This is a genomic window from Nocardiopsis sp. Huas11, from assembly GCF_003634495.1.
Classification (GTDB): domain Bacteria; phylum Actinomycetota; class Actinomycetes; order Streptosporangiales; family Streptosporangiaceae; genus Nocardiopsis.
Window position 1 is genome coordinate 2,576,403 of sequence record NZ_RBKY01000001.1, and the last position, 20,771, is coordinate 2,597,173.

21 protein-coding genes, 1 tRNA gene and 1 other RNA gene are annotated in these 20,771 nt (G+C 68.2%); 17 read left to right on the plus strand and 6 right to left on the minus strand.

The features are described 5' to 3' along the window. Positions 1–819 precede the first annotated feature (819 nt). Positions 820–2,412 carry a pentapeptide repeat-containing protein gene (locus DFP74_RS11550; RefSeq protein WP_158612992.1) on the plus strand — a complete coding sequence of 531 codons (1,593 nt, stop codon included), beginning with the start codon at positions 820–822 and terminating at the stop codon, positions 2,410–2,412. A gap of 440 nt (positions 2,413–2,852) precedes the next feature. Here the strand turns inward: DFP74_RS11550 and DFP74_RS11560 are convergent, their stop codons facing one another. Both DFP74_RS11560 and DFP74_RS11565 read right to left on the minus strand, forming a co-directional pair. Continuing rightward, a complete protein-coding gene (locus DFP74_RS11560; protein WP_199725612.1) occupies positions 2,853–3,290 on the minus strand; it encodes an NUDIX hydrolase in 438 nt (145 codons plus the stop codon). Beyond that, positions 3,287–4,057 carry a GntR family transcriptional regulator gene (locus DFP74_RS11565; protein ID WP_121181699.1) on the minus strand — a complete coding sequence of 257 codons (771 nt, stop codon included), beginning with the start codon at positions 4,055–4,057 and terminating at the stop codon, positions 3,287–3,289. Before DFP74_RS11565 ends, DFP74_RS11560 begins: the two co-directional genes overlap by 4 nt. Before the next feature lie 219 nt (positions 4,058–4,276). Between DFP74_RS11565 and DFP74_RS11570 the strand changes: the two genes are divergently transcribed. From DFP74_RS11570 to DFP74_RS11625, 13 genes are all read left to right on the plus strand, one after another. Then, positions 4,277–4,576, plus strand: coding sequence for a WhiB family transcriptional regulator (locus DFP74_RS11570; RefSeq protein ID WP_121181700.1), 300 nt, complete (start codon positions 4,277–4,279; stop codon positions 4,574–4,576). Position 4,577: 1 nt separating this feature from the next. Then, a complete protein-coding gene (locus DFP74_RS11575; protein WP_121181701.1) occupies positions 4,578–5,324 on the plus strand; it encodes a hypothetical protein in 747 nt (248 codons plus the stop codon). 125 nt (positions 5,325–5,449) lie between these two features. Further along, on the plus strand, positions 5,450–5,656 hold the full coding sequence (locus DFP74_RS11580) for a hypothetical protein (RefSeq protein ID WP_121181702.1): 207 nt from the start codon (positions 5,450–5,452) through the stop codon (positions 5,654–5,656). A 3-nt stretch (positions 5,657–5,659) separates the two neighbouring features. After that, entirely contained in the window at positions 5,660–5,812 is a 153-nt protein-coding gene (locus DFP74_RS33505; RefSeq protein ID WP_158612993.1) for a hypothetical protein, read from the plus strand. Then, positions 5,809–6,015 carry a hypothetical protein gene (locus DFP74_RS11585; RefSeq protein ID WP_121181703.1) on the plus strand — a complete coding sequence of 69 codons (207 nt, stop codon included), beginning with the start codon at positions 5,809–5,811 and terminating at the stop codon, positions 6,013–6,015. Before DFP74_RS33505 ends, DFP74_RS11585 begins: the two co-directional genes overlap by 4 nt. Then, on the plus strand, positions 6,012–7,253 hold the full coding sequence (locus tag DFP74_RS11590; protein ID WP_121181704.1) for a hypothetical protein: 1,242 nt from the start codon (positions 6,012–6,014) through the stop codon (positions 7,251–7,253). The genes DFP74_RS11585 and DFP74_RS11590 overlap by 4 nt, the downstream gene beginning before the upstream one ends. Continuing rightward, positions 7,253–7,432 carry a hypothetical protein gene (locus tag DFP74_RS11595; protein WP_121181705.1) on the plus strand — a complete coding sequence of 60 codons (180 nt, stop codon included), beginning with the start codon at positions 7,253–7,255 and terminating at the stop codon, positions 7,430–7,432. Before DFP74_RS11590 ends, DFP74_RS11595 begins: the two co-directional genes overlap by 1 nt. Positions 7,433–7,516: 84 nt before the next feature. Continuing rightward, positions 7,517–9,751, plus strand: coding sequence for an FtsK/SpoIIIE domain-containing protein (locus tag DFP74_RS11600; protein WP_199725613.1), 2,235 nt, complete (start codon positions 7,517–7,519; stop codon positions 9,749–9,751). Positions 9,752–9,994: 243 nt separating this feature from the next. Then, positions 9,995–10,402 carry an RRQRL motif-containing zinc-binding protein gene (locus DFP74_RS11605; RefSeq protein ID WP_121181706.1) on the plus strand — a complete coding sequence of 136 codons (408 nt, stop codon included), beginning with the start codon at positions 9,995–9,997 and terminating at the stop codon, positions 10,400–10,402. Then, a complete protein-coding gene (locus DFP74_RS11610) occupies positions 10,399–11,307 on the plus strand; it encodes a bifunctional DNA primase/polymerase (RefSeq protein WP_121181707.1) in 909 nt (302 codons plus the stop codon). Before DFP74_RS11605 ends, DFP74_RS11610 begins: the two co-directional genes overlap by 4 nt. Beyond that, positions 11,304–12,809 carry a YfjI family protein gene (locus DFP74_RS11615; RefSeq protein WP_121181708.1) on the plus strand — a complete coding sequence of 502 codons (1,506 nt, stop codon included), beginning with the start codon at positions 11,304–11,306 and terminating at the stop codon, positions 12,807–12,809. The genes DFP74_RS11610 and DFP74_RS11615 overlap by 4 nt, the downstream gene beginning before the upstream one ends. A gap of 49 nt (positions 12,810–12,858) precedes the next feature. Beyond that, positions 12,859–13,059 carry a helix-turn-helix domain-containing protein gene (locus DFP74_RS11620; protein ID WP_121181709.1) on the plus strand — a complete coding sequence of 67 codons (201 nt, stop codon included), beginning with the start codon at positions 12,859–12,861 and terminating at the stop codon, positions 13,057–13,059. A 58-nt stretch (positions 13,060–13,117) separates the two neighbouring features. Then, positions 13,118–14,371 carry a site-specific integrase gene (locus DFP74_RS11625; RefSeq protein ID WP_121181710.1) on the plus strand — a complete coding sequence of 418 codons (1,254 nt, stop codon included), beginning with the start codon at positions 13,118–13,120 and terminating at the stop codon, positions 14,369–14,371. A 75-nt stretch (positions 14,372–14,446) separates the two neighbouring features. Here the strand turns inward: DFP74_RS11625 and DFP74_RS11630 are convergent. Both DFP74_RS11630 and DFP74_RS11635 read right to left on the minus strand, forming a co-directional pair. After that, positions 14,447–14,534, minus strand: a tRNA-Ser gene (locus tag DFP74_RS11630). Positions 14,535–14,610: 76 nt separating this feature from the next. After that, complete coding sequence (locus DFP74_RS11635) at positions 14,611–15,951, minus strand: DUF2252 domain-containing protein (protein ID WP_121188187.1); 1,341 nt, start codon at positions 15,949–15,951, stop codon at positions 14,611–14,613. A gap of 125 nt (positions 15,952–16,076) precedes the next feature. On the opposite strand from DFP74_RS11635, the gene ffs reads away from it, so the two are divergent. Both ffs and DFP74_RS11645 read left to right on the plus strand, forming a co-directional pair. After that, positions 16,077–16,172: signal recognition particle sRNA small type (ffs, locus tag DFP74_RS11640), an RNA gene on the plus strand. Positions 16,173–16,269: 97 nt separating this feature from the next. Continuing rightward, a complete protein-coding gene (locus DFP74_RS11645) occupies positions 16,270–18,534 on the plus strand; it encodes a DNA polymerase III subunit gamma and tau (protein WP_121181711.1) in 2,265 nt (754 codons plus the stop codon). A gap of 41 nt (positions 18,535–18,575) precedes the next feature. Here the strand turns inward: DFP74_RS11645 and DFP74_RS11650 are convergent, their stop codons facing one another. Further along, positions 18,576–19,193, minus strand: coding sequence for a TetR/AcrR family transcriptional regulator (locus DFP74_RS11650; RefSeq protein WP_121181712.1), 618 nt, complete (start codon positions 19,191–19,193; stop codon positions 18,576–18,578). 114 nt (positions 19,194–19,307) lie between these two features. Between DFP74_RS11650 and DFP74_RS11655 the strand changes: the two genes are divergently transcribed. After that, positions 19,308–19,514, plus strand: coding sequence for a DUF6243 family protein (locus DFP74_RS11655; protein ID WP_121181713.1), 207 nt, complete (start codon positions 19,308–19,310; stop codon positions 19,512–19,514). A 46-nt stretch (positions 19,515–19,560) separates the two neighbouring features. On the opposite strand, the gene DFP74_RS11660 is transcribed toward DFP74_RS11655, so the two are convergent. Then, positions 19,561–20,739, minus strand: a complete 1,179-nt coding sequence (locus DFP74_RS11660) for an rRNA adenine N-6-methyltransferase family protein (protein ID WP_121181714.1) — start codon at positions 20,737–20,739, stop codon at positions 19,561–19,563. Between the last annotated feature and the right edge of the window lie 32 nt (positions 20,740–20,771).

The following is a 20,771-nucleotide window of genomic DNA, read 5'->3' on the forward strand; positions in this document are numbered from 1 at the left end:
AGACATGAAAGAAGCCCTGACCCGCGTTGTCGCAGATCAGGGCTCCTGTGGCGGAGGATAGGGGATTCGAACCCCTGAGGGCTTGCACCCAACACGCTTTCCAATCCCGTGTACGGCCGTTCGCCGCCGGTCGGCAACGTGCTGACCAGCGCTCGCGGCTCCCGTGTGGACCGCTTTGAACGGCCCCGGACGGCTGTGAATGAGACTAAAACTGAGACTACGAGACGGCCCTCAGAACGCCCTGTGAGCAGCGGCTGAGCGGCCACGATGGATCACCTTCGGGCAGTCGTGTTCGGTCCGCAGACGCCGTCTCAGGAGGCCGGTTTCCGACCATGCACGTGCATCCCGCGGCGCCACCCCATGGGGAACCCCGGCGCCCCGTCGCAGAACCTGCACAACCCACAGAACCCCTGTCTTGGCTGGTCAACGCCCTGGAAGCCAGAACCGCACTACCTCGCGAAACCTCCGCAGAACCGCAGAACTCCCTGTGCGGAAGGTTCTGCGGTTCTGCGGAGGTTTCGCAGCGTTCTGCGGTTCCATGGCGCAACGCTCTGACCTGCATCAATGCCAGTTCTGTAGGTTGTGCAGGTTCTGCGGCGAGGCTGAGCGGAAGCGGTGGGATTCGGCAACAGCTTCTGAGGAGAGGGCTCTCTTAGCTAATGTGTCGTTATGACCACCGAAAGGCAGCCATCTCCGTTCACTTTAGTAATCTCTCGCGTACAGGCACTTGCCCAACCAATCGGTCAGGTTCCGAAGCTCTGGCATCAGGTGTTACGTCGACCTCTAAACCGGTCCATTGCTGCTCTTGGGGGAGCGACCTTGCTCTTCGCAGCCGGGCTTCCACTGGTTTTACGCGCGTGGGAAATGCTCTGGTCTCTGCCGTACGCCGGACGGTTGTTCCTGAGCGGAATCGGTCTGACTGTGATCGCCCTTTCTGTTCTAGGAGGAAGAAAACTCCATATAGGGACCCGGGCAGAGCAAGCTCGATTGGGCTCAGTGATCGCTGTGGCCTGGATCGTGGTAGCCGCCCTTGTGGCTCTCATCGTTACCGGGACGTGGTGGGTCATGGGTTCCCCTCAGCCTTTGATGCCGGATCAACTGCCGCCACGAGCATTGGATGCGATCGCAACACGGGCCTTCGCCGTTGTAGCTGGATTAGGAGCAGCTGCCTTATTGGTCATTTCCTATCGGCGCCAACGAACCACTGAGAGGGGTGACCAGCGTGAAGTGACTAAATTGTTCACTGAGCGGTTCGACAGCGCCAGCGAAAAACTCGGAAGCGAGCATGCCGCGGTTCGATTGGCTGGGGTCCATGCCTTGGCGCATCTGGCTGACGACGCCCCTGAAGGCCATGACGAACTGGTGCAGATGGTAATTGATGTGCTTTGCGCCTATTTGCGAATGCCATACCGACCCGAGCCGAATGAACTATATGAAGAGTCCACGCCTGAGCAACGAGAGGCATATGAAGAGCAAGCACTCACCTTTGCTTCCATGCGCGAGGTGCGGCAGACCATCATCCGGGTCATCGGCAATCATCTAAGCACAGACACCCGCTGGGTCGGTAAGAACTATGACTTCACTGGCGCCAAGATTGACGGAGGAGATTTCCGTGGGGCAAGTTTTACTGGTGGGGACGTTATATTTGACGATTGTGTATTCGCGGGTGGAGTTACTAAATTCAAGGAAGCTCAGTTCACAGGCGGGAGGGTGTCTTTCGATGGTGCAACTTTCAAAGAGGGTGTGGTTTCTTTCGATAAATCCATCTTTTCTGAAGGTAGGATAAGTTTTGAGGGGGCACATTTCTTGGGCGGGGTGCTGGAATTCGGCATGGCTACTTTCAGAGGGAGCTACGTATCCTTCGCAAAATCGAAAATCTCCAGAAGTGTTTTCTCATTTCACGGAGCCAAGTTTGAAAAAAAGACAGTGACTTTTCGAATGGCGGACTTCTCTGATGGGGAAGTCCTATTCAGTGGTTCCGACGTGAAGGGTGGCAGGGTTTCTTTCATCGGTGCCAAGCTTCAAAATTCCGTCATCAGAATGGGCTTCTCCAAAGTCACCGCTGGAGTTGTCGATTTTAGTCAAATTAAGCTGCTCGATAGCACGGTAGAGTTTCACATTTCCAAACTCTTGGGAGGGCAAGTTAAGTTCCAATCCTCCCGCTTGGAGAGCGGAAAACTGAGCTTTAGAAACGCCCTACTGGAGGGATGCTGCTTGGATTTCGTCGGAGCGGAGCTTGGCGAGGACGTCGTAACCTTCAAAGAGGCGCGGATGAATGGTGGAAGGATTATTTTTGCAAAGACGTTTTCGCATCATGAATTCGAAGCTAGTGGGTACTGTCCAATCGGCCTTATCGAATTGGCGGAAGGTGGGGCGCGAGGGACTATCGATTTTCCAAAAGACTGGGATTGATCCTACGGCCTCTGGTACCTCGACGATGAACCGATGAAAGACAGTGGCGAGATTGGGCGCGTGTTCACGTTCCGGCCCGTTCCCCGGGGTGATGTTCGGGGGGAGATCCTGTCCCACCTGTCGGAGAGCCCTCATGACGAGGACGAAGTCACTGAGGTGAACATCGAACAGACCCACACTGAGCGTGCCTACGTCAACCCGACTCGCGAGCCTTACCGGGAAGAGCGCCGTGAGTCTAAATCTGGTTTCCGCATTGGGACTCTCCTCCACCTGTCGAGTTGAGTCGGCACGTTAGTGTTCACAACGCAGACGTGCGGCACTATACTGAGGAGAATTCGATTATTTCTATTCTGCTAATGTCATCCGTGCTGCGCGCGTTGCAAGAATTGGATGAGTTTGGGGGCGCATTCCAATGGGATTCTTGAAGTGGAGGGTTTTCTTTACTGGGTCAGGAGATCGTTTCCGTCATGGACGCGGGAGTGTGGCCATATATTTGACGTTGCATCTGTGATGCGAATCCCTCGGGCCTCGGGGCAGTGATCGACAGCTTCTGCTGGATCCATCCATGTGACTTCAACGGATTCTTCGCTGATGCGAATTTCTCCGCCCGTGGGTTTGCATAGAAAAGCCAGTGAGACCACCCCAAGGTTCATGTTCTTGTAGACCCCGGTGAGGCGGATCGGTTTGGCCTCGATCCCAGTCTCTTCCCTCACCTCCCGCACCACGCACTGTTCTGGGGTCTCGTCCAACTCCATGACCCCACCAGGGGGGACCCAACGGCCGTCGTCGGCCCTCTTGATCACGAGGACTTTCCCGTCCTCGGGCCGGACCACCACTCCGGTCACACTCACGCTGTGGCGTGGCGTTTCGCTGGTCATGACTTCACGTCCTGTTCCCATGCGTAGGTGAGCTTCCACTGGAGGGCCGCCAAGACGTTCAGGCACGTCTCTACTGGCCGGTCATCCTTGTCGAAGGCGGTGCGGAGAATGGCGAACACCGGTTGTCCAGGTGTGATGTTCAGGAAGTCCGCCTCCTCCTGCTTGGCCCCACGGACTTCGATGTCCTCGGTGAAGCGCACCGGGCCGAATCCTCGCTTCGCGATCCGGGCATACATGCCGCTGGGGCCGGTGTCCGGCATGGCGATGTCGACGCTGCCGGCCACACTCATCGGGATGTAGGACGCCGCGATCTGTACCGGCTTGTTTTCCGCATACATGTGGCGCTTGCGCAGCAGTGCCTGCTCGGATTCATCCAGTCGGAGCACCTGGGCGATGTCGGCGGGCGCCTCGACCGGATCGCACACGACTAGCTCCGTACGCGAGGTACGCCCGGCCTTGGTCAGCTCCTCTGCGAAGCTGCTGCCGGTGGGGCGAGTCCTGTAGTCCCTGTCGATGCGCCGCACCCTCTTGACCGTGGGCACCTCCAGGACGACGGAGCCCTTGCCGTGCTCGGTGCGGATCAACCCTTCGGCACGGAGCATGGCCATCGCCCGGCTGATCGAACTCTGGTTCAGGTCGTACTCGCGCGCTAGCTCCGGCTGGCTGGGGAGCGTTGACCCCGCCGCGTAGTCACCGCGCTTGATGGCGTCGCGCAGCAGCTCAGCCACCTGCTTGTACCGGGCCTTCGGTGCTTCGAGGCTGCTCATCGGGCCTCCGTCTTCTGACATAAGTGTGGTCTTCCCACCGTAGTCGGTCCTCCATCGCTGCCACCTGCGTGGCTACGACGCCTCTCGAAGCAACTTATTGCATATGTCTTGACGCTTATGGCATAAGTGCGTACCGTCAGAGACGCAGCAGCCCGACGTCCTGCTTCGTAGCCGCCAGCAGGAGCGGGCTTCACACCAACCACCACGAGAGGAGGCCCAATGAACCGCCTGCAGAACCAGAGCACGGAGCGTCTGCGTGCTGCTCTGGCAGAGCACACGCTCCCCTGCATGTCCCAGCCGGAACTGTTCTTTGAGCCCGACAGCAGTGACCTGTTCGGGGAGAAGCCCGCGGCCAAGGAGCTGCGCGAACGTTCCGCTAGGAACCTGTGTGAGCGCTGCCCCGCCCGGGAGATGTGCCTGGAGCTCGCGCTGCGGGAGTCCCCCGCCGCCGGCGTGTGGGCCGGATACACCGCTGACGAGCTGACCGCCATGGGTGACTACCTGCGAGAGGCCGCGTGACATGACCAAGCTGACGATGCGCACCCCCACCACCGGACCGATTACCGTCGCCCTGACCGCTCCCGGCATGCAGTTGACCGTGGAAGCCGTCCCCGGACTGACTGAGGCGACCCTGGAGCTGAGCGGCCCTGACGAGACCGTTCGGCAGGCCACCGCCACCAGCGTTGAGACCGCATGGGTGATCAACGTGCCCGCCCCGGCACCGACCGTGATCAGCGGACGCGGCGCCACCGTCATCAGCGGCGACGTCTTCGGCAGCGTCGTCATGAGCGGCGGAACGACCGTCATCAACGGAGCGAAGGTCACCAACGGCACCGTCATGGGTGCGACCGAACCGGTTACCGGTCTGCTGCGAGTGCCCATGGGGTCGCTGCTGGGGACCCGCATTGACAACGGCTCAGTGGACACCCGCGGGGCGCTGGCCGGTGTGTACCACCAGGGTCGCAACTCCGGTGTGAGCGTGGACGTGGTCGGTGACCTGGTCTCCGACGGCACCAATGGCTCTGTCTCCATCGGTCGCGCTCACGGCGAGATCGACGTGAGCACCACGAACGGCTCCGTCTCCATCGGCCGCTGCGGGCCGCTCACCAAGGTCCGATCCACCAACGGCAACGTGCTCGTGCACGCGGGCTGCCCCGGACGCATCAGCGCTCGCACGACCAACGGCAACGTCTCCGTGCACAAGGCCGGACACCGGGTCGACGCGACCACCAGCACCACCAACGGACGCGATCGCGTCTACGCCTGACGCCCTGTTCGTAGCCCCTGCTTTATAGCCGCCAGCAGGGTCCACGGACCACTGCATGACGCGGCCCCACCGCTCAACCGCCAAGCCAACCGGTGGGGCCGCTACTCCCAGAAAGGAGCGCTTCCATGATCGCAGGTCCGACCGTCGCTGCCCTCGCGCTGACCGTCCTGGTGCTGCTCGCTGTCTCCGGCACTGCCACCCAACTGGCCAAGGTCCGAAAGAAGGTCCGCGCCCGCCTCCGCTCGGTAGCCCGCCGACTGCGCACCGCTGTGGGTCCGAAGACCGTCTCCCGCACCCGTCGCCGGACGCCCCACTGGCTCAGGAAGGGCTGAACCATGACCTCTCTGCTCACCCTGCTGATCACCTTCGGCGTGCTCGCTGGCCTGTGGTGGCTGTTCTTCGCCGGTATCCGCGCCGACATGGACGCCATCGCCGAGATCAGCTCCCGCCGTGCCCGCCGCGACAAGGCCCGGAAGGAGTCCCGGTGACCACCACCCACATGATCCAGGCCGCCGGCGTCCTCACCCTGTGCGCGGTGCTGCTGCTGGCCCTGGTCGTGGTCGTGCTCCGGTTGGCGGCCCTGCCGCTGGCCGGGGCGGCCCTGGCCCTGGACCACACCGCCGCCCTGGTCGCCCGTCCTTTGCCCCCGATGCCCGTCCGCTCCCCGCACCCGGAAGGAGGCGCCCGGTGACTTCCCAGCAAAGCACCACGCCCGCCCCCGGGCAGGAGCGCACTCCCGAGCAGATCCGGCTGGACCTCGCGGCTAAGCGCCATCGGGTCGCCGCGCGCAAGGATGACCGCTTGGAGCGCTTCCGCGACAAGGCACGGCGTGCGATGGACGCCCGCGCCATCCGTCAGGACCTGACCCGCGACCGCACCGCCGCCGATCTGGAGCGCGCCAAGCTCGCCGCCGACATATCCCAGTCCGCGGAAGCCCGCGCGCTCCGAGTCCAGCGCACCCGCACCCTGACCCTGGCAGCCCTGATGCCGGTGCTTGTGGCCTTCGCCGGATGGTCGACCGCCGGCGTGCACGCCGGCGCCGCCGCCATGACCGGCGCCGAACCGTTCACCGCGATGTGGTGGATGCTCTGGCTGCTGGAGCCCGCCCTGATCGGCATCGTCGGATGGGTGATCCTGTGCCGCTCCCGGCTGGAGTCCTCGGGCGGCTCTCTGCCCGAGGAAGCCGACAAGATCATGTGGGGCTGTCTGGCCGTAAGCATTCTGCTCAACACCGTCGGACACTGGCCCACGGAGTGGACCGGCACGGCCGTGGGCGGGCTGTTCGCTCACTCGCTGGGGCCGATCGGAGCGGCGATGACCGCGCACCTGATCGGTGTCATCGAGAAGGGCATCACCAACGCGCGCCCCACCGAGGGGCCGGGGGTCAAGACCCTTGCTGAACTGACCGACGACAGCACCCACAAGAGCGCTCCCGAAAGCGCTTCCGAACCCGCTCCGCTCGTGACGGTGGTCGACCGCTCCCGGTTCCCCGAGCGCGCTCTGGAAGTGCCCGCAGGAGCGGTCCGGCTGTCCGTGGTCCGGTGCTCCCGCCCCGCCCCTGGGAAGAGTGCCCGCACCACTACCGAGAGCGCTTCTGAGACCGGTCGCCGTTCGACTCCTGAACAGGGCGAACAGCAGGGTTCGAAAGCACCCGCCAAGCCGCGCTCGGACAAGGGCCGCAAGCTCCCCAAGAGCGCCGTGCCGACCGCTAACAAGTCCACCACGCGAGCGCTCTCGGATGAGGACCTGGCCGAGCGCCTTGACCGGATCATCACGGCCGGAGAGCTGCCCGAGGGCGCTTCCGTGCGCCGAGTACAGACCGCGCTCGGATGCAGCTTCGACCGCGCCAAGCGCGTGCTGGTCAAGCGCGAGGAGAGCACGGAAGCGGTGCTGTCCGTGGTCCGCGACCGCGAACAGGAGGCTGCCTGATGCTCGGCTGGCTGTTCGGTCCCCAGACCTTCGAGTCCTTCGTGCAGTCCTACGCCCTGGCTGACGGCAGCTACGCCTACCAGGCCCGGTGTGAGTGCGGCTACTTCTCCGACGTCTACCTCCACGACCAGGGCTTTGTGGAGGACCTGCGAGAGAACCACGCCGTCACCCACCAGTGACCCCGACCGCATACGGGGCGGCAGCCCACATCCGCCAAGACACCGGCTGCCGCCCCACCCCACCAGCAGTGAGGAGCTTCCAGCATGAGCCACCCCGAACCCCACCACGACCGCCCCGAGGGTGAGAACGTCGTGGCCTTCCCGACCCGTCCGGCTATCGGAGCCGCACCCGATCCCAAGCCGTCGGCCATCGAGCACGTCGACCCCGCCGACGTCGAAGTCCTCGACATCGAGGACACGGCCGCGGTCCTACCCGTGGACGCGTTGCCCACCACCCGCGTCGGTGGGTGGATGGACGACCGCCGCGCGCTGCTCGACACCGCGCCCGCACTGGTGCCGTCCTACCTGCGAGACAAGCAGGAGTTCGCCGAGAACGCCCGCTTCATCGTGGAGTACTACGCCCGCATGAGCGCCTACCGCGCCACCCGCTCACCCATCTACCTGCTCAAGCTCGTGTCGCGCTCCCCGCGCGGTGCCGGCCGGGCGGTCGCGGTCTGGGGACAGTGGGCATTCGACACCGAAGCCCGAGAACTGCGCAAGGCCGCGGCCGGGCGGGGAGAGACCACGGGCCGCGGCAGCACGGCCGAGTACATGATGCTTTCCCGCCAGCACACCGCCCGAGTGCGTGCCCGCCTGATCAGCTCCCTGGTGGTCGCGCTCGGGGTCACCACCGTCGGGGCGGTCGCGCTGGCCAGTGCCCCGGCGTGGGCGTCGATGTCCGGCATCGTCGCGATGCTGGCCCTTTTCGGGGCCGCCGGACGCAAGGCGGACTCCAAGCCCATCATCGACCGGTGGACCTCCCCGCACGTCCAGCGCGAACTGACCTCGACCGAGGTCGTGGCCGCCCTGGAAGCGATCGGGGTCAAGGGCACGGTCGACTTCGTCAACCCCATCCAGACCGACGGTCCCGGCTGGCGCGCGGAGGTCGACCTGCCCCCCGGCTACCTGACGGAGAAGGTACTGGAGGAGCGCGCCAAGCTGGCCGGAGCGATGCGCCGGCCGCTGACCACCGTGTGGCCCGAGTCCGACTCCGAGGCGCACCCTGGCCGGTTGGTGCTGTGGGTGGCCAAGAAGGACCCGGCCAAGGCCAAGCGGCGCCTGTGGCCGCTGATGACGGATGGCCAGACCGACCTGTTCGCCGACATCCCCTTCGGGTTCGACCCGCGCGGACGCGTGATCCCGCTGAACCTGATGTACACCAACCTGCTGATGGGCGGCGTGCCCGGCTCGGGCAAGACGTCGGGCGTCATGGTGGTCGCGCTGGCCGGCGCGCTCGATCCCACCTGCGAGATGTGGGTGTACGAGATGAAGGGCTCCGGCGACCTTGACCCCCTCCATCCGGTCTGTCACCGGTACGTGTCCGGCGACGACGACGAACACTGCGCGTCGGGATTGGACGCGCTGCGCAAGCTGGAGAAGGAACTGAAGCGCCGCAAGAAGATCATCGCCGGGCTCCCCGCCGACCAGGTGCCCAAGGGCCGCAAGGTCTACCCCCACCTGGCGAAGGACAGGAAGCTGGGGCTGCATCCGCTGCTGGCGATCTTCGATGAGGCGCACACCCTCTTCGAGCACGAGGAGTACGGCAAAGAGGCCGCCGAGATCGCCGGGCGCCTGGTCCGCAAGGCGCGTGCGTACGGGATCATCCTGGTCGTCACCACCCAGCGGCCCGACGCCAAGTCTCTGCCCAAGGTGATCAGCGACAACGTCTCCACACGGTTCTGCCTGGCCGTGGTCGGTCAGCAGGCCAACGACATGGTGCTCGGCACATCGATGTACAAGAACGGCGTGCGCGCCACGATGTTCGACCCCAAGAAGGAACCCGGCACCGGCTGGCTGGTCAAGTCCAGCCACGACACCCAGATCGTCAAGGCCGCGTTCATCGAACAGGCCGAAGCGATCGACATCAGCAAGCGCGCACTGGCGCTGCGCACCGCCGCGGGCACCCTGTCGGGTGAAGCCGCCGGGGAGAGCATCACCGCAGAGGACACCACGACGCTGCTCGATCACCTCGCAGCGGTCTGGCCGGCGGGTGAGGACACCATGCACTCGGTGCGCCTGGTTCAAGCCCTGGCGTCCTACCGGCCCGACACCTACGGCCCCTGGACCGAGTCCGAGGTTCCGGTGGGCGAGATGACGCGCGAGGAACAGCGCGCCCATGAGACCCGGATGGCCACCACCCTGTCGAACGCGCTGGCGCCGTTCGGAGTGCACACCGGACAGGTCACCAAGCGTGGCGACGGAGGGTCCCGCAAGGGCGTCAAGCGCGTCGACCTGGATGCCGCGCTGGCCCGCTCCGGCGCCCTGACGGAGGGCGCATAGCCCGCCCGGACGGCTTCACCGGCCCCGAAACCGGTTTCGGGGCCGACATCACCCAAAACCCCAGGTGACCAGTCACGATGTCGGGTTTCAGTCCCGTCGTCGGCACCCTGCGAACGCACGAAAAAGCGGCCCCGGTGCATAGCCGCCAAGCAACCCACCGGGACCGCGCTCCCAAAGAAGCACTCCACACATCACTGCGAGGAGCACTCCCATGATGCAGCACGCCCGCGCGGAGGTCACGCCGTGACCAACCTCCGCTTCCTCGACCCCGACGGCTCCCGACACGGACTGCCCACCTACCCATGGGGCATGGCATGGCTGGCCGATGACGACATGGCCACCCGCAAGCAGCTCTCCGCCATGGGCCTGCGACCCGGCAGCTCCCACCCCGTGGCACAGCTGATGTGGCGCTCCGGCAGGGCCAAGAACGGTGTCCGCACCGCTGCTCTGTACCGGATTAGTGAGGCCCTGCCGAAGCAGCCGGTCACCGCGGCCAAGGCCCGTTCTCTGGCCGCGGCGATGCGCGCCCGCCGCACCTGCCCGACCTGCACTCGCGTGTTCGTCTACGTCATCCCCACGTCCCTCGGTGAGTGCCCGGCCTGCCACGAGGGCGGCACCCCCGAAGCATGGGAGCTGGAGGCCGCGGCATGACCCCGACCAACGTCCTGCCCTACGCCCTCGCAGCCGCCCGCCGCGGGTGGCACGTCTTCCCACTGCGCACCCGCGCCAAGCGGCCCGTGCGCACCTTCACCGACTGGGAGCGGCACGCCACCACCGACCAGGCCGCCATCACTGCCCATTGGGGAGCCCACCCCGCCCACAACGTCGCCGTCGCGTGCGGTCCCAGCGGCTTGGTCGTGGTCGACCTGGACACGCCTAAGGACGGCGAGACGCCACCACCGGAGTGGGCGCGGCCCGGCATCACCAACGGCACTGACGTGCTCGCTGCGCTGGCTGAGAAGCACGCTGACGGCGACACCGGGTTCCTGGACACGTTCACCGTCACCACCCGCCGGGGCGGCACCCACCTGTACTACGCGGCCCCGGACGGTGCGGCCTACCGCAACACCTCGGGCCGGTTGGGGTGGCTGATCGACACCCGCGCCACGGGCGGGTACGTCGTCGGTCCCGGATCGTACGTGGCCGACACCGACGGCCGCGGCCCCTATGAGGTCACCAACCCCGCGGCCGTGGCGCAGCTGCCCGGGTGGTTGGCGACGCTGCTGGAGCCCGCCCGCCGGCGCCCGATGTCCTCGGGACAGGTGCACTCCATGCTGGCCTCCCACCCCGGCGCCGCCACCTACGTCACCCGGGCCCTGCGGGGTGAGGTCGACTGTGTGCTGGCCGCGAGGGAGGGCAGCCGTAACCACACTCTGAACAAGGCCGCGTTCGCCGTGGGCACCCTGGTCGGGGCCGGGATGCTCCCCAAGCACCTGGCCGAAGACGCCTTGACGGCTGCCGGCGAGCGCATCGGGTTGGACCCCACTGAGTGCGAGGCGACCGTGCGCAGCGGCCTGCAAGCCGGAGTCCGGCGCCCGCGGGGAGCCGCCGCGTGAGCGCCGTTCACGACGCCCACGGGACCGAGACGGAGTGGGAGGCTCCCACCCCGCTCGGGGCCCGTGGCAAGCTTCCGACCTTCCCCGCCGAGTGCCTGCCCGAGTGGATCCGCGCGTTCGTCCTGGCGCTGGCCGAGGAAACCCAGACCCCGGTGGACGCGGCCGGATGCATCGTCCTGGCCGCCCTGTCCACCGCCGCCGGCGGTCGCGCGATCGTTCAGGTGCGCGGTACCTATACCGAGCCGGTGAACCTGTTCACTGTGGTCGCCCTCCCACCCGCCTCGCGGAAGAGCGCCGTGTTCCGAGCGATCACCGCGCCGATCCTGGCCGTGGAGAAGGAACTGGCCGAACGGGTGCGCCCGCAGATTGTGGAAGCCGAACTGGCCCGCTCGATCGCCGCCGGGGTGGCGGAGAAGGCGAAGGCCAAAGCCATCGCCTCCAAGGGCGCCCCGGATGCGGTGGCCGACGCCACCGACGCCGCCTCAGCGATCGAGGACATCAAGGTCCCGGCCATCCCGCAGTTGTTCGTGGACGACGCCACCCCCGAGACCGCGGCCACGATCCTGGCCGACCAGGGCGGCAGGCTCGCCGTGCTGTCGGCGGAGGGCGGCATCTTCCAGATCCTCGCGGGCCGCTACAGCGGCTCCCCGAACTTCGACCTGTTCCTGAAAGGCCACGCCGGCGACATGCTGCGCGTGGACCGTAAGGACCGCTCCGAGCACGTCGACAGCGCCATCTTGACCTTGGGGTTGTCGGTGCAGCCGGACGTCATCCGTGAGATCGCCACCGGCCCCGGATTCCGCGGCAAGGGCCTGCTGGGCAGGTTCCTGTACTCGCTGCCCGAGTCCAACATCGGCACCCGTAACCAGGAGCCCGATCCGATCCCCGAGCAGGTGGCCGCCACCTATAACGAGCGGCTGACCCGCATGGTGGTGCACTTGTTCGATTGGACCGACCCCCAGCGCCTCCAGCTTTCGCCTGAGGCCGACCAGCTCCGGCTCGACTACGCCCGCGCGCTGGAGCCGCGGCTTCACCCGCGCACCGGGGACCTGGGACACATGTCCGACTGGGCTGGCAAATCGGTCGGAGCGATCGTGCGCATTGCCGCTCTGCTGCATCTGGCCGACAACCCGGTGGACGGCTACCGGCTCCCCATCAGCGCGGACACCATGGCCGCAGCGATCCGGATCGGGGAGTACTTCACCGTCCACGCCGAAGCGGCCTTCGACCACATGGGCGCCGATCCGGAGAAGGAACGCGCCCGCCTGGTCCTGGACTGGATCACCCGTAAGAAGCCCGCCCGGTTCACCGTCCGGGAGGCGTTCTCCGGCCTGCCACGCGGAACCTTCCCCAAGGTCGCCGATGTCCTGCCCTCCCTGGAACTGCTGGAGGGCTACGGCTGGATCGCCATGGAACCCCCACCACCGCGCAACCCGAAGGGAGGACGCCCGCCCTCACCCGCCTACCAGGTTCATCCGCAGATCAGCGGCCCCGGCGCATAGCCGCCACGCAACCAGCCGGGACCGCACTCCAAGAAAGGAAGCACTCCCCATGACCACTCAGAAGAAGCTCCTGCGGGTCGAGGAAGCCGCCGCACTGCTCGGTATCGGCCGCACCCGCGCCTTCGAGCAGATCCGGCTCGGGCGCCTGCGCTCCGTCAAGATCGGCACCTCCCGCCTGGTGCCCGCCGTCGCCCTTGACGAGTACGTGGACCTGCTGCTCTCCGAGAGCGCCCACGACCGCGCGGCGTGACCCCCTCGCGGGGCCGCACCGACGCGGCCCCGCTCCGGACTTCTCAGGAGCGGAACACATGACGGACAACTCCAAGCGCACCCGGCAGCCCAACGGAGCCTCCTCCATCTACCTCGGAAAGGACGGCTACTGGCACGGGCGCGTGACCGTGGGGGTCAAGGACGACGGCAAACCGGACCGGCGCCACGTGATGCGCAAGACCCGGAAGGACATCACCAAGGCCGTTCGGGAGCTGGAGCGCAAGCGGGAGAAGGGAAGCGTGCCCAAGGCCGGACAGCGATGGCGAGTCGCCGACTGGCTCACGCACTGGCTGGAGAACATCGCCGCGGCTTCGGTGAGCGAGTACACCTATTCCGGCTACCGCGTGGACGTGCGCGTTCACCTCATCCCCGGTCTCGGCGGTCACTGGCTGGACAAGCTCCAGCCCGAGCACCTGGAACGCTTCTACGGCAAGATGCAGGCGAACGGGAGCAAGCCCGCGACCGCCCACCACGCCCACCGCACCATTCGGGCCGCTCTCAACGAGGCCGTGCGGCGCGGACACCTGGCGAAGAATCCGGTGGTGCTGGCCAAGGCGCCGCGTGTCTCGGAGGAGGAAGTGGAGCCCTACTCCGTGGGTGAGGTCCGGCGCCTGATGAAGCTGGCGACCGATCGGCGCAACGGCGCGCGCTGGGCTGTCGCGCTGGCTCTCGGGCTCCGGCAGGGAGAGGCGTTGGGACTGCGCTGGCCTGACGTCGACCTGGTTTCCGGTGGCCTGCGGGTACGCCGGAACCTGCTTCGACCGAAATACGAGCACGGGTGTGGGGACACCTGCGGGCGCAAGCCGGGATTCTGCCCGGAGAAGGTCCGCACCAACCCGCTGACCAAAGACACGAAGTCGACCGCGGGAAGGCGTCCGATCGGTCTTCCGGGGCCGCTGGTCGCACTTCTGCGGGAGCACCGGGCCACCCAGGAGCGCGAAAGGGACGCTGCCGGAGACCTCTGGGAGGAGGGCGGTTGGGTGTTCGCCGACGAGTTCGGCCGGCCGCTCAGCCCCAACACCGACCACCACGAGTGGAAGGCCCTGCTGCGGGAGGCTGGACTGCGGGAGGCGCGGTTGCACGACGCGCGGCACACCGCCGCGACCGTGCTGCTCATCCTGGGAGTGCCCGAACGCGCCGTCATGGGGATCATGGGCTGGTCTTCGTCCTCGATGGCCAAGCGGTACCAGCACGTGGTGGATGAGGTCCGTACGGACGTCGCAGACCGCGTCGGGGGACTGATCTGGGAGTCTCCCCAGGAGGAGGAAGACGGCTCAGCAGAGGCCAACTGAGACTAAAACTGAGACTAGGAACGACGAAGGCCCGGGGCGCTGTGCGCTCCGGGCCGACGTTTCGGCTGCTAGCCGTGGCGGAGGATAGGGGATTCGAACCCCTGAGGGCTTGCACCCAACACGCTTTCCAAGCGTGCGCCCTAGGCCACTAGGCGAATCCTCCGCGCACAACTCTACATGCCATCGGGGGGTGGTCCGAACCAGGTTTCTCCGGGCCCCCGGGGACGGCCGTGGCGGCCTCAGGCGTGGCTGGAGCGGACGCCGCGGATGGCGTTGTTGCGGAAGGCGTCCACGAACATCGAGTGGTCCGCCCTGGTCTGGGAGGCGTAGGCGTGCGCGAAGTCCGTGCACCACCTGATGAACTCGTCCTCGCGGCCGTCGAGCACCGCCAGGACGGCCTCCTCGGTCTCCCAGTCCACCAGGGTGGAGTCCGCGTGCGAGTCGGACACGCAGTGCGCCTTGGCGGTCGCGCGGCCCAGGTAGTCCAGCACGGGGGCGATCTCGGAGGGCTCGGTGAGCCGGTTCCAGTCGAGGTCGTTGGTGTAAGGGGAGACCTCGCTGACCACGAAGCCCGTGCCGTCGATCTCCGTGTGGCCCAGCAGCGGGTCCGCGTGGGCCTGGAGCGCCCGCTGGGAGACCGCGGTGCGGTGCCCGTGGTGCTCGAAGGACGCCATGATGTGCTCGTCGGTCACCACGCGGGACGGCGCGGCCACGTTGCCCTGCTTGACCGACAGGACGACGTCGTTGTCCCACGCCTCGGACAGGCCCTCGATGAGCAGGCTGTAGGCGGGCAGGCCCGCGGAGCCGATGCCGAAGCCGCCGCTGCCGACCACGTCCTTGACGGAGTAGTTGCGGGGGTCGAAGCGCAGGTCGTCTGGAATGGTCTTCAGGTAGCCCTCGTAGGCGGCCAGGACCTTGTCCCGCTCGTCGTCGGGCAGGCGGCGCACCCGCGGCCCCTCGCGGAACCGGCGGTCGTACCCGTGGCGCTCGGTCATGGACGTGAGCATCGCGGCGCGGCTGTTCAGGCGGGCGTTCTGGAGCACGTCGTGCACCGTGCCGTCGGTGTTGTCCAGCTTGAGGGAGAACTCGGAGTCGCCGCCCTTGGTCGCGAACTCGCGGACCTGGTCGGCGTAGGCGCGCACACAGCGCGCCACGAGGGTGCCGATGTCGTCGTCGGACAGGGCCTTCTGCCAGCCGAGCAGGGCGATGCTGGCGGCCAGGCGCAGCACGTCCCAGGTGAAGTGGCCGAGGTAGGCCTCGTCGAAGTCGTTGACGTCGAAGACCAGCCGGCCGGTCGAGTCCATGTACGTGCCGAAGTTCTCCGCGTGCAGGTCGCCCTGGATCCACACGCGCGAGGTGCGCTCGTCGGACCACGGGTCGGGGGCGGAGGCGACGTCGGCGTAGAACAGGGCGGCGCTGCCCCGGTAGAAGGCGAACGGGTTGGCGGCCATCTTGCGGAACTTCACGCGGAAGGCCGACGGGTCGCTCGACATCAGGTCGGTGAAGGCGGACTCCAGGGTGTCCACGATGAACGCGCGGCGCTCGGGGGAGTGGTCTGTGGCTTCGTGGAAGTCGTACATGGCGCCCATCATGGCCGGGATTCACCGGGTTGGCGACGGGACGGGGTGGTTCGCGAAGGAACGGGGTGAGTGGGGTCGCGTCCGGCGGGGTTGCCGGAGCAGTCGGGGGTTCGGATACACTCGGGGCAGACCCCTCGTGCGGCGTCATCCTATGAACCTCCCCAGGGCCGGAAGGCAGCAAGGATAAGTAGGCTCTGTCGGGTGCGCGGGGGGTCCTTCTCGTTTCTCCGACCCCTCCCGTTCGCAGGATCCGGCGCGAGCTGTCGCTGCTTGAGGGTTGAATGGACCTGTGGCAGGGACCAGGGGAGTGATCACACCGTGAGCATCGCGCTGTACCGCAAGTACCGGCCCGCGACATTCGGTGAGGTGCGCGGTCAGGAACACGTGACCGACCCGCTGCGCCAGGCGTTGCGCAGTGGCCGGATCAACCACGCCTACCTCTTCAGCGGCCCGCGCGGCTGCGGCAAGACGACGAGCGCGCGCATCCTGGCCCGGTCGCTCAACTGCGCCGAGGGCCCCACGCCGGACCCCTGCGGTGTCTGCGACTCGTGTGTGGCGCTGGCCCCCGACGGCGGCGGCAGCATCGACGTCATCGAGATCGACGCCGCGTCCCACGGTGGTGTGGACGACGCACGCGACCTGCGCGAACGCGCGTTCTTCTCGCCGGTCAGCTCGCGGTACAAGATCTACATCATCGACGAGGCGCACATGGTGACCCGCGAGGGTTTCAACGCGCTGCTGAAACTCGTCGAGGAGCCGCCGCCGCACCTGAAGTTCGTGTTCGCCACCACCGAGCCCGAGAAGGTCATCGGCACGATCCGCTCGCGGACCCACCACTACCCCTTCCGGCTCATCCCGCCGAGCACGCTCAAGGAGCTGTTCGAGGACCTCCTCAAGGAGGAGGGGATCGCCTACGACCCCGCCGCGCTGCCGCTCGTGGTGCGCGCCGGCGCCGGGTCGGCGCGTGACGGCCTCTCGGTCCTGGACCAGCTCATCGCGGGATCGGGCGAGAACGGCATCACGCGTGAGGGCGCGGTCTCGCTGCTGGGCTACACCGACTCCAGCCTGCTCGGCGAGATGGTCGACGCCCTGGGCGCCCGCGACGGCGCCGCCGTGTTCGGCCTCATCGACCGCGTGGTCGAGGGCGGCCACGACCCCCGCCGCTTCACCACCGACCTCCTGGAGCGCGTCCGCGACCTGGTCATCCTCGCGGCCGTGCCCGACGCCCTGGACAAGGGCCTGATCAACGTCGCCGCCGAGGCGGCGGACCAGATGAAGACGCAGGCCGCCAAACTGGGCCCCGCCGAGCTCACCCGGGCGGCGGACATCCTCAACCAGGGGCTGACCGAGATGCGCGGCGCCACGGCGCCCCGGCTCCTGCTGGAGCTGATGTGTTCGCGCATCCTGCTGCCGGGTACCGACGGCGACCAGGGTGTGGCGCTGCTGGCGCGTCTGGAGCAGATGGAGCGCCGGGTCGCCTCGGGTGCCATCGCCCCCGCGGCCCAGCCCACGGCGACCGCGCAGGCTCCCGCCGCGCCCGCCGCACCCGCACCGGCCCCCGCCGCTCAGGCACCCGCGCCCACGCCGGCCCCGGCCGCAGCACCGGCTCCCGCAGCCCCCGCCGCACAGCCCGATCCGGCTCCCGCCCCGGCCGCGCCCCGGCCGCAGGCGGAGGCGCCACGGACCCGTCCCGAGCCCTCCGGTGAGCCGGACGGCTGGTCGGACCCGCCCGGAACCCGCGCCGCCGCACCGGCCTCGCGCGGCGCCGCGCCCCAGCCCCAGACCGCCCCCTCGGGCGGCGGGGTGGACCTGGGCCGGATCCAGTCGGCGTGGAGCCAGATCCTGGAAGCGGTCAAGGGCCGCCGCCGGTTCACCTGGATGGTGCTCTCCGGCAGCGACGTGCGGCCGGTCGGCGTCGAGGGGAACGCGGTCCTGCTCGGCTTCTCGCGCCCCAACGAGGCCAAGGGCTTCACCAACAGCGGCAGCGACCAGGTCGTCGCCGCCGCCATCCAGCAGGTCCTCGGCATGGAGGTCCGTGTCGCCCCCTCGGGGTCCGCGGGCAACGGGGGCGGCGCTCCCGCACGTCGGCCCGAGCCCGCCGCGCGGCCCGTCGAGCCCACCGGCTGGGACACGCCGTCCGCTCCCGCGCCGGCACCGGAACCGGCTCCCGCACCCCAGCGCGTCGCCGAGCCGGAGTCCGCCGCGCAGCCCGCGCCCGCCGACGACCCGGCTCCCGCCCAGGCCACGCCGCCCGCGGCCGGTCCGCCCGCGGACCGCATCGTGACCGGTCTGACGGAGCCGCCGCCGGACCCCTACGAGGACGCCGCGGCGGCCCCGCCGCCGGAGCACTCCTTCGCCGATCAGCCCGCGCCGCCTCGGCCCGCCGCCTCCGAGCGTCGGCCGGACCCGGCCCCCGCGCAGCGCTCCGAGCCCGCCCAGGGCTCGGCGGGCTCCGCCGGCGCGGACGCCTCGGGGGGCTCGGCGGCGCGTTCCGCTCCCGCCTCGGGCGGCACCTCGCTGATCGAGACCGAGCTGGGCGGCCGGGTCATCGACGAGATCACGCACGAGCCGACCGAGCTCTGACCCGGCACCAGCCCGGCACGAGCCCGGATCCGCCCCGCGGGTCAGGGGCGCAGTGCTCGCAGCGCCATGTCGACGAGCACGTCGACGTAGTCGTGGGTGAGCGGTGCGGTGCGCAGCAGCCACCGGTGGTGCAGCGGCCCCGTGAGCAGTTCCACCGCGACGTCGAGGTCGGCGTCCGGGGAGATCTCCCCGGCCTCGCGTGCGCTGCGCAGCCGGTCCTTGTAGGCGCTCATGTGGGGGCGCAGCAGGTCCTCTGTGACCGATCGGGCGAAGTCCTCGTCGTGCTGGACCTCGGCGGTGAACGCGCGGCTGATCCGGTCGGTCTCGGGGGTGTTGTACTCGTCCACCGTGGCCCGCAGCACGGTGCGCAGGTCGGCGGCCAGGTCACCGGTGTCGGGCAGGGGCTCGGCCTCGCCGCCCGCCTCCCGTTGGAAGACCTCCAGCACCACGGCGGCCTTGGACGGCCACCACCGGTAGATGGTCTGCTTGCCGACCCCGGCCCGGGCGGCGATGCCCTCCATCGTCATCCGCGAGAACCCGACCTCGCCCATCAGGGCGGCCGCGGCGTCGAGGATCGCCGTGCGCGCGCGCTCGCTCCGGCGCCGGGGATCAGGGGATCGACGGGTCGGCGTACTCTCAGGTGCGGTGCTCTCTGCCATACGTCCCACGGTAGCCGCCCAAAAATGACGAGACGTATCGTCTTGGCACAGCTAGACTCAGAGCAGTACCCATCAGCACGAGACGAATCGTCTTGTCGGCGAGAGGAGGTCCGCGTGGCCAGGAACAGCGACAACCTTCTGGGCATGGGCGGGCAGCGCAACACGGTGTCCCGATCCGCCCTGCGCGGTACCAGCGGCGGAACCAAGGGCGGCCCCAGCGCCGATGCCCAGGAGCGCAAGCAGGAACTCCTGCGCAAGCTCCGCGAGAAGAACAACTCCGCCGAACCCGGTCAGGGAGAGGACGGAAAGGGTCAGGAATGATCCCTGCGCGTCGGCCCCCGCCCCCACGGGCGGGGGCCGACGGCGTTCACACCGTCCAGGACCTGCGCTCGGGATCGTCCAGCCACACCCGGTGGGAGCCGTCGGGCTCCACCACCAGGCCGAAGCGGCTCGGTTCCGGCTCGCCCAGCCGGGACCACTCCTCCAGGGCCTCCTCGAACTCGTCCCAGATACTCCTCGGGCCGCCCTGCTCGATCATCCACGAGGTGCCGTAGGGATAGACGCGCACCCACGAGGTCCCGGCGCGGTCGCACACCCACATCCCCGACCCCGTGCCGATCCAGCGCCGGCGCACCCGCCAGTCGCCCACCAGCACCGACAGGGCGAAGGCCGAGGGGAAGGACATCAGCGGCGACACCGGATCGTTCTGGGTGAGCCGGTACTCGTCGGGCTGCTGACCCGAGTCGCGCACGGGCGGAGGCGGTGGTCCGGGAACGTGCAGCGGCACGAAACCCACACCGGCGTGGAAGCGGCCCACCGCGGGGCCGTTCGGCGGCACCTCCACCCTGGTCAGGACGCCCGCGCCCTCCAACAGCCCCCACGGGCACACCACCAGGCCGTTCGGCCGCAGCTGTTCGAACCAGGCGGGCGGCACGCGGCGCACACCGCAGGTGGACACGATCCGGTCGTAGGGGGCGCCGGGCGGGTAGCCCTCGTAGCCGTCGGCCGCGTGGACGGCGGGCGTGTGCCGCCAGGCCCGCAGCGCGCGGCGCGCGGCCTCCGCCAGACGCGCGTCGATCTCCACGGACGTCACCGCGTCGTCCCCCAGCAGGTGGGCGAGCAGGGCGGTGTTCCAGCCGGTGCCGGCGCCGACCTCCAGCACCTCCTGCCCGGGGGCGAGGTCGGCCAGCTCCAGGAGCCGGGCCAGCACGGTGGGCGCGGAGCTGCACGAGGTGGCGGCGTCGGGGTCGTGTTCGGGCGCGCGCGGCGCGGGCATCTCCGGTCGCAGGGCGGGGTCCGGCCGCCGGGTCGCCCCCGGGCCCTCGACGCGGGTGGCGACGGCGTTGTCGGTGTAGACGGCCGCCAGCCAGCGCTCGGGGTTGCCGGCCGCGTTGAGCGCGGCGCCCTGAGCGGTCAGGGCGCCGGACTCGGGAATGAACGCGTGCCGGGGGACCGAACGGAAGGCGTCGATGAGCGCGGCGTCGGTCAGCGTGCCGTCCGCGATCATCGCCTCGATCAGTGCCGAGTGGCGTTCTCTGGCGGTCAACACGTGGTCCCCCGTGACTGTCGGTGACTTCG

What these genes read in the sequence shown, in the direction of transcription:
- DFP74_RS11575 (WP_121181701.1), top strand. Translation starts at nt 4,578, where the DNA reads ATGACCAAGCTGACGATGCGCACCCCCACCACCGGACCGATTACCGTC.
- DFP74_RS11600 (WP_199725613.1), top strand. Translation starts at nt 7,517, where the DNA reads ATGAGCCACCCCGAACCCCACCACGACCGCCCCGAGGGTGAGAACGTC.
- DFP74_RS11595 (WP_121181705.1), top strand. Translation starts at nt 7,253, where the DNA reads ATGCTCGGCTGGCTGTTCGGTCCCCAGACCTTCGAGTCCTTCGTGCAG.
- DFP74_RS11565 (WP_121181699.1), bottom strand. Translation starts at nt 4,057, where the DNA reads ATGAGCAGCCTCGAAGCACCGAAGGCCCGGTACAAGCAGGTGGCTGAG.
- DFP74_RS11610 (WP_121181707.1), top strand. Translation starts at nt 10,399, where the DNA reads ATGACCCCGACCAACGTCCTGCCCTACGCCCTCGCAGCCGCCCGCCGC.
- DFP74_RS33505 (WP_158612993.1), top strand. Translation starts at nt 5,660, where the DNA reads ATGACCTCTCTGCTCACCCTGCTGATCACCTTCGGCGTGCTCGCTGGC.
- DFP74_RS11570 (WP_121181700.1), top strand. Translation starts at nt 4,277, where the DNA reads ATGAACCGCCTGCAGAACCAGAGCACGGAGCGTCTGCGTGCTGCTCTG.
- DFP74_RS11650 (WP_121181712.1), bottom strand. Translation starts at nt 19,193, where the DNA reads ATGGCAGAGAGCACCGCACCTGAGAGTACGCCGACCCGTCGATCCCCT.
- DFP74_RS11620 (WP_121181709.1), top strand. Translation starts at nt 12,859, where the DNA reads ATGACCACTCAGAAGAAGCTCCTGCGGGTCGAGGAAGCCGCCGCACTG.
- DFP74_RS11560 (WP_199725612.1), bottom strand. Translation starts at nt 3,290, where the DNA reads ATGACCAGCGAAACGCCACGCCACAGCGTGAGTGTGACCGGAGTGGTG.
- DFP74_RS11625 (WP_121181710.1), top strand. Translation starts at nt 13,118, where the DNA reads ATGACGGACAACTCCAAGCGCACCCGGCAGCCCAACGGAGCCTCCTCC.
- DFP74_RS11635 (WP_121188187.1), bottom strand. Translation starts at nt 15,951, where the DNA reads ATGTACGACTTCCACGAAGCCACAGACCACTCCCCCGAGCGCCGCGCG.
- DFP74_RS11580 (WP_121181702.1), top strand. Translation starts at nt 5,450, where the DNA reads ATGATCGCAGGTCCGACCGTCGCTGCCCTCGCGCTGACCGTCCTGGTG.